The organism is Streptomyces sp. NPDC015125, assembly GCF_043080045.1.
Classification (GTDB): domain Bacteria; phylum Actinomycetota; class Actinomycetes; order Streptomycetales; family Streptomycetaceae; genus Streptomyces.
On sequence record NZ_JBIBVF010000006.1, the window covers coordinates 309,428 to 322,962 of the forward strand.

Genomic DNA, 13,535 nt, shown 5'->3' on the forward strand with positions numbered 1-13,535 from the left:
GCATTTACATTCATGACCTGGCGGGCTTCAATTGGACCGAGATCAGGCAGCTACGGCCGGGGGGCCCGTGTCCACCGACAGCGACAAGGCTTCGATACCAAGCGACGCCGATCTCCTTGCCCTGCACGTGAAGGGCGACCCCGACGCCTTCGGGGAGATAGTCCGCCGCCATCGCGACCGGCTCTGGGCGGTGGCACTGCGCACCCTCGGTGATCGCGAAGAGGCCGCCGATGCCGTGCAGGATGCCCTGGTCTCCGCCTATCGCGCGGCCCACACCTTCCGCGGGCAGTCCGCCGTGACGACCTGGCTGCACCGCATCACGGTCAATGCCTGTCTGGACCGGGCCCGTAAGGCAGCCTCGCGGCGCACCTCGCCCATTGCCGAGACCGAGCGGCTGGAGCAGCTTCTCGAGCCCGAGGAATCCGCCGAGGCACCCGCCGAGCGCCAGGACCTGCACCGTGAGCTGCTCAGTGCCCTGCGCACTCTCCCCGCGGAACAGCGTGCTGCGCTCGTCCTCGTCGATATGCAGGGCTACCCCGTCGCGGAAGCTGCGGCAATCCTCGACATCCCCACCGGCACGGTGAAAAGCCGCTGCGCCCGAGGCCGCGCACGGCTCCTCCCTTTGGTCACCCATCTGCGCGCCGACCACGTGGATAGCAAACCCACGAGCGGGGGAAGGAACCGGGCGCAGGGGACATCCGTCCCACCGACGGCAGGACCGAACGACACAGGTGCCGTGAAGGGCGGAGGTGGGCGAGCGTGACGTCGATGACCGGCACGGATGAGCACCCCACAGGTGAGCACCCGGAAGTCTCCGAGCTCTCCGACCTCACGGACGGGCTGCTATCCCCCTCTCGCAGCGCAGATGTGCGCCATCATCTCGCCGGCTGCCCGTTGTGTGATGACGTCTATGCGTCTTTGGAAGAGATCCGGGCACTGCTCGGCACCCTCCCGGGCCCGATCCGCATGCCGGCCGACGTGGCCGGCCGCATCGATGCCGCCCTCGCCGCCGAAGCACTGCTGGACGCCACCACTCCCGCCGCCGGGGCTCATGTTTCACGTGAAACAGCCACCGCCCCCGTCACGGTTTCACGTGAAACCGACGACGAGCCTCCCCACCGTGTCGGGCCGTCCACCCGGTCGGCCGGACGGTCGCGGGGGTCCTCCGGGCCGGGCCGGCAGTCGCCCGGCGGCCGTTCGTCCCGTTCGCGGCGCTGGCCCCGGATTCTGCTCGGCACCGCAGCCGCCGCGGCGGTCTTCAGTTTCGGCGGCCTGCTCATCCAGAACGCGGCTGTCGACGGCCCCCAGGCAGGCCCCCACGGCCGGGCCACCGCCACCCCCGAGAAGACCACAGAGGCAGCGGGCCTGACCGCCGCCAGTCTTGGTTCGCATGTACACGACCTGCTGGCGTCAAAGGGCTCACACAAGTCCCCGGACATCGGCACCCGCACCTCTCCCGAGTCGACGCTGCGCGGCGGCGCCGACACCGTTCCGTCGTGTGTCCGCCTGGGCACCGGGCGGACGGAGGCACCGCTTGCGTCCAGCCACACGCGGTACCAGGGCAAGGACGCCTACCTCGTGGTACTGCCGGATCCGGCCGATGCACAGCGCGTCTCAGCCTTTGTCGTCAGTTCCTCCTGCGTCTCCGCCACGCCACCGGCTCCCGGAAAAATCCTGCTGTCTCACTCGTACCAGCGAGACTGAGCGACGAGCAGTGCGCTGTGACACTCCGGGAATGCTCGCCCCGTAGGATCCGTTGGGTGGGGTGAGAGTTCCGAGAGCCCCAGCAAGCAGTCGGCAGAGACAAGGAAGACACCCGTGAGCGACGTCCGCAACGTGATCATCATTGGCTCCGGGCCCGCGGGCTACACCGCAGCGCTCTACACCGCCCGCGCGTCCCTGAAGCCGCTGGTCTTCGAAGGTGCCGTCACCGCCGGAGGCGCGCTGATGAACACCACTGACGTGGAGAACTTCCCCGGTTTCCGCGACGGCATCATGGGGCCGGACCTGATGGACAACATGCGCGCCCAGGCGGAGCGCTTCGGCGCCGAGCTGGTGCCGGACGACATCGTGTCGGTCGACCTCTCCGAGGAGATCAAGACCGTCACGGACACCGCCGGCAACGTGCACCGGGCGAAGACCGTAATCGTCAGCACCGGCTCCCAGCACCGCAAGCTCGGCCTTCCCCGTGAGGACGAGCTGTCCGGTCGTGGCGTTTCCTGGTGCGCCACCTGCGACGGGTTCTTCTTCAAGGACCAGGACATCGCCGTCATCGGTGGAGGCGACACCGCGATGGAGGAGGCCACCTTCCTCTCCCGCTTCGCCAAGTCGGTCACGGTCGTCCACCGTCGCGACACCCTGCGGGCCAGCAAGGCGATGCAGGATCGTGCCTTCGCGGACCCGAAGATCAAGTTTGTGTGGGACAGCGACGTCGCCGAGATCCACGGTGAGAGCAAGCTCTCGGGTCTGACTCTGCGCAACCGTAAGACCGGCGAGACCTCCGAGCTCCCTGTCACCGGCCTCTTTATCGCGATCGGCCACGACCCGCGTACCGAGCTGTTCAAGGGGCAGCTGAAGCTCGACGACGAGGGCTACCTCAAGGTCGATGCGCCCAGCACGCGGACCAACCTGACGGGCGTCTTCGGCGCCGGCGATGTCGTCGACCACACCTACCGCCAGGCGATCACCGCAGCCGGTACGGGCTGCTCCGCCGCCCTCGACGCCGAGCGGTTCCTCGCTGCGCTGTCGGACAGCGAGGCGGCCGAGCCGGACAAGACCGCTTCGGTCTGATCCGCGCACCCAGCTTTCCCACCACCCACCCAGTAAGGAGATTGCCATGGCCGGCGCCACGGTGACCGTCACGGACGACAACTTCGAAGAGGTCGTTCTCAAGAGCGACAAGCCTGTCCTTGTGGACTTCTGGGCCACCTGGTGCGGCCCGTGCCGCCAGGTCGCCCCGTCCCTGGAGGCAATTGCCGCCGAGCACGACGAGATCGTCATCGCCAAGCTGAACACCGACGAGAACCCGGCAACCACCGCCAAGTACGGCGTCATGTCGATCCCGACCATGAACGTCTACCAGGGCGGCGAGGTCGTGAAGACCATCGTCGGTGCCAAGCCGAAGGCTGCGATCGAGCGCGACCTGTCGGACTACCTCGCCTGAGTCACGCCACTCCGTTTCACGGGAAACGGGCCTGCCCCACCAAAGGGCGGGCCCGTTCTCTGTTTCACGGGAAACCGCACGCCTTACAACGGCCGCAGGGCCGGTTCCTTCTGCACAGCTCCCAGCAGGCGGTCGAGAGCCAGCTCGACATCTTCCTTCCACGAGATCGTGGTCCGCAGCTCAAGGCGCAGCCGGGGAAAGCGGGGATGGGGCCGTACGGTCTTGAAGCCGACCGCGAGGAGATGATTGGCGGGCAGCACGCACGCCGGCTCGCTCCAGCGGGCATCGCCAAACGCCTCGATGGCTTTGAAGCCGCGCTGGATGAGGTCCTTGGCGACCGTCTGGACCATCACCCGCCCCAGCCCCTGACCTTGGTACCCAGGGATCAGCCAAGCCGTCAGCAACTGCACCGCATCCGGTGAGACCGGGCTGGTGGGGAAGGCCGTGGAGCGCGGCACATACGCCGGCGGGGCGTACATCACGAACCCGACGGGCACCTCGTCGACATAGACCACCCGCCCGCAGGACCCCCACTCCAGCAGTACTGCCGAGATCCAGGCTTCCTTCTCGAGCTCGGGGCGTCCCGCTTTTACCGCGGCCTCGCCGCTGACGGGGTCGAGCTCCCAGAAGACACAGGAGCGGCAGCGCTTGGGGAGGTCCGGAAGGTTGTCCAACGTGAGCGGTACGAGCCGACGGCCCATGGAACCAGGTCCTCGCTTCCCTCGCCTGCCCCACCACGAAGCGCCGTCAGCGCCGCCTGCTCTCTGAGCAGACCACCAACGAACCCTCCGACAGCTGCGAGGCCGAACCCCGCTGCCAACAGTCCGGTGCGGCTCACCGATTGCATGGCCCTCTCCTCGGTGTGAGGTCTCTCCACATGGATGCGTGCCATACCCGAACGCATCGTATCCACCCTTTACGGGCACGGGTACCGCAAGAGAGCAAAGGGCGGGCCGTGTTCCGGTATGAACTCCGGAACACGGCCCGCCCAGGGGCCGAGAGCATCAACTCACTCTTCTTCGTCGTTCTCCTCGGCCAGCGACTGGCCCAGGACACGCCCCTCACCAGGGGCAAGCGTGCCGAGGATGCGCTCCAGATCGTCCATCGAGGCGAACTCGACAACGATCTTTCCCTTCTTCTGGCCCAGGTCGACCTTCACCCGGGTCTCAAAGCGGTCAGACAGCCGGGAGGCCAGCCCCGTGAGCGCGGGGGACACCCGGGTGCCCGCACGGGGTCCCTTGGCCTTGCTCGCGCTCTGAGGGGTCGACCCCATCAGCGTCACGATCTCCTCGACGGAACGGACCGACAGTCCCTCCGCCACGATGCGGCGCGCGAGGTGGTCCTGCTCTTCCGAGTCCTCCACGGAGAGCAGAGCGCGGGCATGCCCTGCGGAGAGCACGCCTGCGGCGAGCCTCTTCTGCACAGACGGCGAGAGCTTCAGCAGCCGCAGCGTGTTGGAGACCTGCGGGCGCGAACGCCCGATGCGGTCGGCCAGCTCGTCATGCGTGCACTTGAAGTCCTTCAGGAGCTGGTCATAGGCGGCTGCCTCTTCCAGCGGGTTGAGCTGTGCCCGGTGGAGGTTCTCCAGAAGCGCATCGAGCAGCAGCTTCTCATCGTCCGTGGCCCGCACGATCGCGGGAATCTTTTCCAGGCCGGCCTCACGGCACGCCCGCCAGCGGCGCTCACCCATGATGAGCTCATACCGCCCCGGTCCCGTCTGACGGACCACCACCGGCTGGAGCAGGCCCACCTCCTTGATCGAGGTGACCAGTTCGGCAAGGGCGTCCTCGTCGAAAACCTCACGCGGCTGGCGCGGGTTCGGCTTGATCGCATCCAGTGGCACCTCGGCGAAGTGCGCGCCTGCCACTTCCGAGACGCCCGCCGACGATGCCTCCGACCCTGCCGGTGTTTCCGTTTCACGTGAAACACCGTGTGTCGGCAGCGACGTCACCTTGGCGGCCGCCACTCCTCGCTCCGGGGCCAATACCGGTGCGGACGACGGTGACGCCGCTCCCTGCCCCGTAGACCCGGCATGGTCCGTACTCTGCGGTGCCGCGGGGATCAGCGCACCGAGCCCACGGCCCAGGCCTCTACGTCGTTCGCTCACTGAGTCCCCTCCGAGATGCTGTGCTGTGCTTCATAGTTGACGCTGAGGCCCTGGCCCCCGGTCTGCGGGACCCCACGCAGCGCGATCTCCCGGGCTGCTTCGAGGTAGGAAAGCGAGCCACTGGATCCCGGGTCATAGGTGAGCACCGTCTGCCCGTAGCTGGGTGCCTCGGAGATGCGCACCGAGCGGGGAATGCTCGTACGGAGCACCTCGTGGCCGAAGTGACTGCGCACCTCGTCGGCGACCTGAGAGGCCAACCGGGTGCGGCCGTCGTACATGGTGAGCAGGATCGTCGAGACATGGAGCTTGGGGTTGAGATGCCCCCGCACCAGATCAACGTTCCGGAGCAGCTGGCCCAGGCCCTCCAGCGCGTAATACTCGCACTGAATCGGGATCAGTACCTCGGCGCCGGCCACCAGAGCGTTGACCGTCAGCAGACCGAGCGAGGGCGGGCAGTCGATGAAGATGTAGTCCAGCGGCTGTTCATACGCCTTGATGGCCCGGTCGAGCCGGCTCTCACGGGCCACCAGCGAGACCAGCTCGATCTCCGCACCGGCCAGATCGATCGTGGCGGGCGCACAGAACAAGCCCTCCACATCCCCGACCGGCTGCACGACGTCGGAGAGTGGCTTGCTCTCCACCAGTACGTCGTAAATGGAGGGCACTTCGGAGTGGTGGTCGATGCCCAGCGCCGTTGACGCATTGCCCTGGGGGTCGAGGTCGATCACCAGAACCCGTGCACCGTGCAGGGCCAAGGAGGCCGCCAGGTTCACCGTGGTCGTGGTCTTGCCGACCCCGCCCTTCTGGTTGGCAACCACCATGACCCGCGTCTGTTCAGGCCGGGGCAGCCCCTCACCCGCGCGGCCGAGTGCCTCCACCGCCAGCTGAGCTGCACGACCGATCGGGGTGTCGTCCATCGGGGGCGGCGTTTCACGTGAAACGTCGTCCCCGAACGACTCGCTACGGGGACCGGGGACCGGATCGGTCATCGGTCCCGCGATGTTGGCGTCGGACCGCAAGGATTCACTCTCCTCGACATCAGGCTCGCAATGTTCAGAGCCTGCCATGCTTTCGGTGTCGCGAACCAGTGAGGTCCGTTCTCCTGTGGACGAATCCACTTCTGTGGATACTTCGCTGACCCTTGCGGGTCTACGGTCGCGGGGCACGGCGGCCGCACGACCACGGTCGATGATCCCTTGCAGTAGAGAACGACGTTTCACGTGAAACACGATGCCAGCGTCGCGCCTGAATCAGCCGCGACACTCCGTCTTGTGTCGCTTTGATGGCATTTAAGACTTTTGCCGTTTTCTCTCCTCACGGAACGGCACACCCTGGCATCCCTGCCGGTCTGTAGTGCTCCGGCACCAGGGCGTCAGCGCCGGCGCCCCCTCGACGCACGGCCCACCCGAGCCGCCTTGGCCCGCTTGGCCGCAAAGCGCACACCGCCGGGGCTCTCGCCCACCTCGACCCGCACGACGGTCGACGGCGGATCCACGATGCCCTCACCCACGTGCACCACCGAGGTCTCCACGACGCCCAGCTTGCTCAGCGCCGCCCGAGCCCCCTTGAGCTCCTCCTCCGCGGCATCGCCCTTGAGCGCCAGCATCTCGCCGTAGGGGCGCAGCAGCGGAACTCCCCAGCCGGCCAGCCGGTCGAGCGGGGCGACGGCACGCGCCGTCACCACATGCACCTGGGGCAGCTTCCCCATCACCTCTTCGGCCCGCCCGCGCACGACCGTGACATGGTCCAGCCCGAGCAGCTCGACGACTTCCTGAAGGAAGTTCGTACGCCGCAGCAGTGGCTCCAGCAGCGTGATCTTCAGGTCCGGGCGCACCAGAGCCAGCGGAATACCGGGCAGCCCGGCCCCCGAGCCCACATCGCAGACCGAGACGCCCTCGGGCACCACCTCGGAGAGCACCGCGCAGTTCAACAGATGCCGCTCCCACAGCCGCGGCACCTCACGCGGGCCGATGAGCCCACGCTTCACCCCGGCGTCGGCGAGCAGTTCGCCGTACCGCACGGCCTCCGGAAAGCGCTCGCCGAAAACCTCCTGCGCCGCCTGCGGCGCAGGAGGGAGCTCCGCTGCTTCCTCCGTCACGGGAACCGCCCTTCCTTTGGACTGCTTTTCCTGCCGGGAACCCGGGTTACGCCCCCGGGATAACACAGAACGCTGACAACGATTGGCCCCGCCTGCGAGCAGACGGGGCCAAAGAAAAACGGGAGCGCTGAGCGGTCAGGCCGGGAGGACAACCACTCGGCGCTCCGGCTCCTCGCCCTCGGACTCACTCCGCAGCCCGGCCGCGGCCACCGCGTCGTGGACGACCTTGCGCTCGAACGGCGTCATGGGGTCGAGCTTCAGCGGCTCGCCGGTGCCCTTGACCTCTTCGGCCGCCTTCGCACCGATCTCCGCGAGCTCTTCGCGCTTACGCGCCCGGAAGCCGGCGATGTCCAGCATCAGACGGCTGCGGTCACCGGTTTCACGGTGCACGGCCAGCCGGGTCAGCTCCTGCAGGGCCTCCAGCACCTCGCCGTCGCGGCCCACCAGCTTCTGCAGGTCACGGCTGGTCGAGTCACTGATGATCGACACAGCGGCACGGTCGGCCTCGACATCCATGTCGATGTCACCGTCGAGGTCGGCGATGTCCAGCAGACCCTCGAGGTAGTCGGCCGCGATCTCGCCTTCCTGCTCCAGACGGGACAGGGTGTCGGTGCCCTTGGTGGCAGGGGTCGTGTCCGTCACGAAAGGACTCCTTCTTACTTCTTGGACGGGTGCTTGGGGCGCTGCTGGCCCTTGCGCTGACCGGACTTGGTGGTGCGGGACCCGGAGGCACCGCCCTTCTCCTTGCCCTCCTGCGCGTCCTTCTTCTCCAGCGACTGCTTCTTCGCAGCACCCTGTCCGGCGCCCGTGTCACCCGAAGAGGATCCGGCCCGCGTACGGTTCTGCGCACCGCCGGCCGGTGCCGCGCCGCCGGTCTGCCGCTGGGACTTCGACTGACGCTTGGGCTGCTGGCGGTTGTGGCGCGCCTCCTCGGCGGCCTGCTTCGCCTCGACCACGGCCGGGTCCTCGACGATCTTGCCGGCGGCGCGCAGCCGCTCCTGGCGCTCCGCAAAGGCCTTGCTGCCCGGGGTCGGGTTACGACGGATGACGAACATCTGCTGGCCCATGGTCCACACGTTGGTGGTCAGCCAGTAGACGAGAACACCGACGGGGAAGTTGATACCGAAGACGGCGAACATGAGGGGGAAGACGTACATCAGCATCTTCTGCTGCTGCATGAACGGCGTCTTCACCGTGAGGTCGACGTTCTTGGTCATCAGCTGGCGCTGCGTGTAGAACTGCGACGCCGACATCAGGATGATCATGATGATCGTGACCACGCGGACGTCGACCACGGAAGCACCGAGGCTCTGGATCTTCTCCGCGCTGTCCATGAACTTCGCCGCCAGCGGCGCACCGAAGATGTGCGCCTTCTGCGCGCTCTCCAGCAGCGGCTGGTCGATGACGCCGACCGTCTTGTTCTGCGCGATGTGGCTCAGAACCTGGTACAGCGAGATGAAGAACGGCGACTGGGCCAGAATCGGGAGACAGCTCGAGAGCGGGTTGGTACCCGTCTCCTTGTAGAGCTTCATCATCTCTTCGGACTGGCGCTGCTTGTCGTTCTTGTAGCGCTCCTGGATCGCCTTCATCTTCGGCTGAAGCGCCTGCATGTTCCGCGTCGACTTGATCTGCTTCACAAAGAGCGGGATCAGGCAGATACGGATCAGCACCACCAGCGAGACGATGGACAGACCCCACGCCGCGCCACTGTCCTTGTCAAAGATGAGGCTGTAGAACGAGTGGAACTGGACGATGATCCAGGAAACAGCGATATAGAGGGGACCGAGGATCGTGTCCACGAATCAGGCTCCTTGGGCGTTGGGCTGAGTCTCGGGCTGGGCGACAGGCTCAGGGACGGTGGGCCCGCCCAGGCGGCTCCTCAGCCGCTGATGCCAAACCGGACGCTTCCGGGGAGGGACGTGGTCGACGCCACCGAGCGACCACGGATTGCATCGCAGGATGCGCCAAGCTGTCAGCGCAGTCCCTTTCACCGCGCCGTGCCGGTCGATGGCCGTGTAGCCATAGTGCGAGCACGACGGGTAGTACTTGCAGACCGGTCCCAGCAAGGGGCTGATGGTCCACTGGTAGATCTTGATCAAAAGCAGCAGCGGGTACTTCACTGTGCGCTCCCTCCCGGGTCCCGTCCGGGGTTCCGGGGGCCCGCGGCGGAGCCGCCGTCGGTCACGGCCCCCGGGGGATGGCAGCCTCTCGGCACCCCTCCCAGCAGCCGCTCAAGGGCGGCGTCCAGGTCGCGGGCCAGCTGGTCGTGTTCCGCATCACCCGCGCAGGGCAGGGCCCGTACGACAACCAGGCTACCGGCGGGCAGCCGGTCCAGCCGGTCGCGCATCAGATGCCTGAGCCGGCGCTTGACCTTGGTGCGCACGACAGCGTTGCCCACTGCCTTGCTCACGACGAAACCCGCACGTGCCGGGGGAACACTTTCCCCCGACCCGTGCGGGTCCGTTGCACCGCTGCGGAAATGAACGACAAGGAGCGGGCGCCCGGCCCTGCGTCCCCGGCGTACCGCGGTCGCAAAGTCCTCGCGCCGCCTCAGCCGATTCTCGGTAGGCAGCACGTCATGGACCTAGGTTTCAGGCTGCTCAGGCCGACAGGCGGGCGCGACCCTTGCCACGGCGGGACGCGAGAATCGCGCGGCCGGCGCGGGTCCGCATGCGCAGACGGAAGCCGTGGGTCTTCGCGCGGCGGCGGTTGTTCGGCTGGAAGGTGCGCTTGCTCACTCGGGGGCTCCAGGAATGCTTGTTGTCTCAAGGAGAGACAGATGTGGGGCGTCGACTGGCTGTCACCGTGCGCCCACGAGTAGCTCGCAACGCCTTAGTGCACCGCTACACGATCACTCGAGCGTGATCTTTGCCCATCGGAGGCAGGCGGCAGCAGCCATCGACAACTCGACCTGGTCACGGTACGCGCGGCTACGCCATCCGGTCAAACCGGCTCCTCGGCGGCGCCGACCGGCCTCTTGTCAGGACACACTATGCACAGCCTGTGGACAACAACTTGAATCCCCAGGCCCGCCCTGACTACCGTGGCTGAACCCCGATTCCTTCCCGCCCGTCCTGAGAATCACACATTCGTGGGACTGCTGAGAGAGCGTGCCCCGTGGCTGATGTACCTGCCGATCTTGCCGCAGTGTGGCCGCGCGTGCTCGACCATCTCCTTCGCGCGGAGGCCGACGGCCTCAAGCCCAAGGACCAGGACTGGCTCAAGCGCACCCAGCCGCTGGCGCTGGTCGCCGACACCGCGCTGCTCGCCGTCCCCAATGAGTTCGCCAAGGGTGTGCTGGAAGGCCGGCTGGCGCCGCTGATCGGGGAGGCTCTCAGCCATGAGTGCGGCCGCCCGATCCGGATCGCGATCACCGTCGACGACTCCTCCGAGGAGCCCCCGGCACAGTCCGCACCGCCCGCGCCCCAGCATCAGTCGCCTCAGCACCAATCCCCCCAGCACCAGCCGTCGCCCCAGCAGCACGCCCCGCACCATCAGCAGTCGCATCAGGCACAGCAGCAACACGATGCCTACGACGGCTACGAAGCGCGGCACGACAACCGCCACGAAGGCCGTCACGACGGACGCCATGACAACCGGCATGACAGTCGGCAGGGCTACGGCCGCCAGGGCGAGGACCTGCCCGGCGTACGCCCCGCCTATCCGGACTACCAGCAGCCCCGGCACGAGCCCGGCGGCTGGCCGCAGCACTCCTCCGGTATGGCCGGCGGCCCCGGACCGCGCGATGACTACGGCTGGCAGCAGCAGCACCTCGGCGGGTTCCCCGAGCGCGACCCCTACGCCTCCCCGTCGTCCCATGTATCGCCGCATCAGCAGCGGCAGAACGACTACCGCGGGCAGGCGCAGCACTCCGACGGCCGCTCCCCTTACGACCAGCCGCGCCGCGACCTCTCCGAGCACCAGCCCGGCGGGCACAACGGCCGCTCGGGCGCTCCCGGATCCGGCGCCGTGCTGCCCGCGCCCAGCGGTGCGCCCAGCCCGCTCGCCGCGCAGCCCGCACCGGCGACCGGCCCCGGTGAGCCGACCGCGCGGCTGAACCCGAAGTACCTCTTCGACACCTTCGTCATCGGCGCCTCGAACCGCTTTGCGCACGCCGCCGCGGTCGCCGTCGCCGAGGCGCCGGCCAAGGCGTACAACCCGCTGTTCATCTACGGGGAGTCCGGTCTCGGCAAGACCCATCTGCTGCATGCGATCGGGCACTACGCGCGGAGCCTGTACCCCGGCACCCGGGTGCGGTACGTGAGCTCGGAGGAGTTCACCAACGAGTTCATCAACTCCATCCGCGACGGCAAGGCGGACGCGTTCCGCAAGCGCTACCGCGACATGGACATCCTGCTGGTCGACGACATCCAGTTTCTGGCGAGCAAGGAGTCGACGCAGGAGGAGTTCTTCCACACCTTCAATACGCTGCACAACGCGAACAAGCAGATCGTGCTCTCCAGTGACCGGCCGCCCAAGCAGCTGGTCACCCTGGAGGACCGGCTGCGCAACCGCTTCGAGTGGGGCCTGATCACCGATGTCCAGCCGCCCGAGCTGGAGACCCGGATCGCGATTTTGCGCAAGAAGGCGGTCCAGGAGCAGCTGAACGCTCCGCCGGAGGTGCTGGAGTTCATCGCGTCCCGGATCTCGCGCAACATCCGTGAGCTGGAGGGTGCGCTGATCCGGGTCACGGCGTTCGCCTCGCTCAACCGGCAGCCGGTGGACCTGGGGCTGACCGAGATCGTGCTCAAGGACCTGATCCCCGGTGGCGAGGATGCCGCGCCGGAGATCACCGCGACCGCGATCATGGCCTCGACCGCCGACTACTTCGGGCTGACCATCGACGACCTGTGCGGCTCGTCACGCAGCCGGGTGCTGGTGACCGCCCGCCAGATCGCCATGTATCTGTGCCGCGAGCTGACCGATCTCTCCCTGCCGAAGATCGGCGCGCAGTTCGGCGGCCGGGACCATACGACCGTGATGCACGCCGACCGCAAGATCCGCGCGCTGATGGCCGAGCGACGCTCGATCTACAACCAGGTCACCGAGCTGACCAACCGCATCAAGAACGGCTGAGGCCGGCCACCGCTGATCCACCGCTGCTCCACCGGCCACCGCAGGACGTCCAAGGGCGCTCCGGATCCGTTCCGGCAGCGCCCTTCGTTGTACGGGGGCCGGCCGTTCGGCGAAGCGCCCATGTCTCCCCACAGGCCAAGCGCCCGTGTCTCTCCCCCCCCCGCAGGCCACAGACGAAGCGCCCGCGTCTCTCTTCCCCCACCTGACCGTTGCCCGTGCCCTGTGCGCCCTTGAGCGAGGCTTCCGAGTGCTCCTGAACGCGTCACGCGTCGCTCCGAGGCCGCTCCGAGGCCGCTCCGAGGCCGCTCCGAGACGCTCCCGGGCCCCTGTGGCGCCCCCTCCGAGCCGCCCCGCCGCCGTCCCAAACCCGTGGAGCGCGCCTGCTGTGTTCGATTCCGCTGCCGGTCACGGCTTCTCTCCACAGATTGGGCAAGAATCTTCCGTCCACATCCTGGGGAGAGGAAAGTTATCCCTGTGGGATCCACAGGCCGGTGTTCTGACGGGGCATCGGAGGAGGTCAGCCGCGTGTGGATTTGTGGCCAACCTTCGTCCACAGGGTGTGGACAGTGGATTCGTCCACAGGGGAGGCCGCGTCTTGTCCACCGCCCGCCCACAGGCAAGCCGCTGTTGTCCCCAACGATCACCGGCTTCTCCACACCGCTGTCCACTGTTCGGCAACACAACACCCGCCCTCACCGGGCCGAGTGAAAGCGGTCACACCAAGGTGATGGATTGGGCTGTGGGGAACGGGGGTAAAGCTGGGGATGGCGCTGGGGAGAAGTACCCGTCCCCTGTGCATCGGGTGTGCAGAACTTCCGGCGGTCCACAGAACCACCGGCTTTTCCACCACCGCCACCCACAGGGGCAGTGGACAAAAAATCCGCGTTGACCTGCGCAAAAGCAGTTGTCCACGGTTTCCACAGCCCCTACTACTACGACCACGGATATCTACCGGGGAACTCGTTCGGAAACGGGGCCTGTGCACAAGTTGGCCGCCGGGCGTCCGGCACCGGTCGAACCGACTTGACCCCGAGCCGCACCGACTGTCGGTGGCGTGCGTCAGACTGGTCTCCGGCAACCCAGCCGACGAC

Annotated in this window: 13 protein-coding genes and 1 pseudogene; 5 read left to right on the forward strand and 9 right to left on the reverse strand. The window is 67.4% G+C overall.

The genetic code is table 11. The features are described from left to right. Positions 1–67: 67 nt before the first annotated feature. The 4 genes from sigM (at position 68) to trxA (ending at position 3,163) form a co-directional block, all read left to right on the forward strand. The gene (sigM, locus tag ACF088_RS17310) at positions 68–763 is read left to right on the forward strand and encodes an RNA polymerase sigma factor SigM (RefSeq protein WP_392376594.1); all 696 of its coding nucleotides are present in this window, start codon (positions 68–70) and stop codon (positions 761–763) included. 5 nt (positions 764–768) lie between these two features. After that, positions 769–1,704 carry an anti-sigma factor family protein gene (locus ACF088_RS17315; RefSeq protein ID WP_392376595.1) on the forward strand — a complete coding sequence of 312 codons (936 nt, stop codon included), beginning with the start codon at positions 769–771 and terminating at the stop codon, positions 1,702–1,704. Between the two features lie 114 nt (positions 1,705–1,818). Then, on the forward strand, positions 1,819–2,790 hold the full coding sequence (gene trxB / locus ACF088_RS17320) for a thioredoxin-disulfide reductase (RefSeq protein ID WP_392376596.1): 972 nt from the start codon (positions 1,819–1,821) through the stop codon (positions 2,788–2,790). A 46-nt stretch (positions 2,791–2,836) separates the two neighbouring features. Then, a complete protein-coding gene (trxA, locus tag ACF088_RS17325) occupies positions 2,837–3,163 on the forward strand; it encodes a thioredoxin (protein ID WP_030075727.1) in 327 nt (108 codons plus the stop codon). A gap of 83 nt (positions 3,164–3,246) precedes the next feature. Here trxA and ACF088_RS17330 read toward each other — a convergent pair whose 3' ends face one another. From ACF088_RS17330 to rpmH, 9 genes and pseudogenes are all read right to left on the reverse strand, one after another. Continuing rightward, positions 3,247–3,864, reverse strand: a complete 618-nt coding sequence (locus ACF088_RS17330) for a GNAT family N-acetyltransferase (protein ID WP_392376597.1) — start codon at positions 3,862–3,864, stop codon at positions 3,247–3,249. A 308-nt stretch (positions 3,865–4,172) separates the two neighbouring features. Next, positions 4,173–5,270 carry a ParB/RepB/Spo0J family partition protein gene (locus ACF088_RS17335; protein WP_392376598.1) on the reverse strand — a complete coding sequence of 366 codons (1,098 nt, stop codon included), beginning with the start codon at positions 5,268–5,270 and terminating at the stop codon, positions 4,173–4,175. Next, the gene (locus ACF088_RS17340; RefSeq protein ID WP_392376599.1) at positions 5,267–6,337 is read right to left on the reverse strand and encodes an AAA family ATPase; all 1,071 of its coding nucleotides are present in this window, start codon (positions 6,335–6,337) and stop codon (positions 5,267–5,269) included. Before ACF088_RS17340 ends, ACF088_RS17335 begins: the two co-directional genes overlap by 4 nt. Positions 6,338–6,642: 305 nt before the next feature. After that, on the reverse strand, positions 6,643–7,368 hold the full coding sequence (gene rsmG / locus ACF088_RS17345) for a 16S rRNA (guanine(527)-N(7))-methyltransferase RsmG (protein ID WP_392376600.1): 726 nt from the start codon (positions 7,366–7,368) through the stop codon (positions 6,643–6,645). A gap of 135 nt (positions 7,369–7,503) precedes the next feature. After that, a complete protein-coding gene (locus ACF088_RS17350) occupies positions 7,504–8,010 on the reverse strand; it encodes a protein jag (protein WP_392376601.1) in 507 nt (168 codons plus the stop codon). Positions 8,011–8,024: 14 nt separating this feature from the next. Continuing rightward, the gene (yidC, locus tag ACF088_RS17355) at positions 8,025–9,167 is read right to left on the reverse strand and encodes a membrane protein insertase YidC (protein WP_392376602.1); all 1,143 of its coding nucleotides are present in this window, start codon (positions 9,165–9,167) and stop codon (positions 8,025–8,027) included. Positions 9,168–9,170: 3 nt separating this feature from the next. Next, a complete protein-coding gene (gene yidD / locus ACF088_RS17360; RefSeq protein ID WP_006604423.1) occupies positions 9,171–9,488 on the reverse strand; it encodes a membrane protein insertion efficiency factor YidD in 318 nt (105 codons plus the stop codon). A gap of 86 nt (positions 9,489–9,574) precedes the next feature. Further along, a pseudogene (rnpA, locus tag ACF088_RS17365) lies at positions 9,575–9,943 on the reverse strand (ribonuclease P protein component); the annotation flags it as partial. Between the two features lie 25 nt (positions 9,944–9,968). Then, on the reverse strand, positions 9,969–10,106 hold the full coding sequence (gene rpmH, locus ACF088_RS17370; protein WP_003949374.1) for a 50S ribosomal protein L34: 138 nt from the start codon (positions 10,104–10,106) through the stop codon (positions 9,969–9,971). Between the two features lie 379 nt (positions 10,107–10,485). Here rpmH and dnaA point away from each other — a divergent pair, with 379 nt between their 5' ends. Continuing rightward, on the forward strand, positions 10,486–12,444 hold the full coding sequence (gene dnaA / locus ACF088_RS17375) for a chromosomal replication initiator protein DnaA (protein WP_392376603.1): 1,959 nt from the start codon (positions 10,486–10,488) through the stop codon (positions 12,442–12,444). Positions 12,445–13,535 lie beyond the last annotated feature (1,091 nt).

Excerpts from the sequence above, each read along its gene's own strand:
- ACF088_RS17315 (WP_392376595.1), top strand. The coding sequence starts at position 769 with ATGACCGGCACGGATGAGCACCCCACAGGTGAGCACCCGGAAGTCTCC.
- trxA (WP_030075727.1), top strand. The coding sequence starts at position 2,837 with ATGGCCGGCGCCACGGTGACCGTCACGGACGACAACTTCGAAGAGGTC.
- ACF088_RS17330 (WP_392376597.1), bottom strand. The coding sequence starts at position 3,864 with ATGGGCCGTCGGCTCGTACCGCTCACGTTGGACAACCTTCCGGACCTC.
- ACF088_RS17340 (WP_392376599.1), bottom strand. The coding sequence starts at position 6,337 with ATGGCAGGCTCTGAACATTGCGAGCCTGATGTCGAGGAGAGTGAATCC.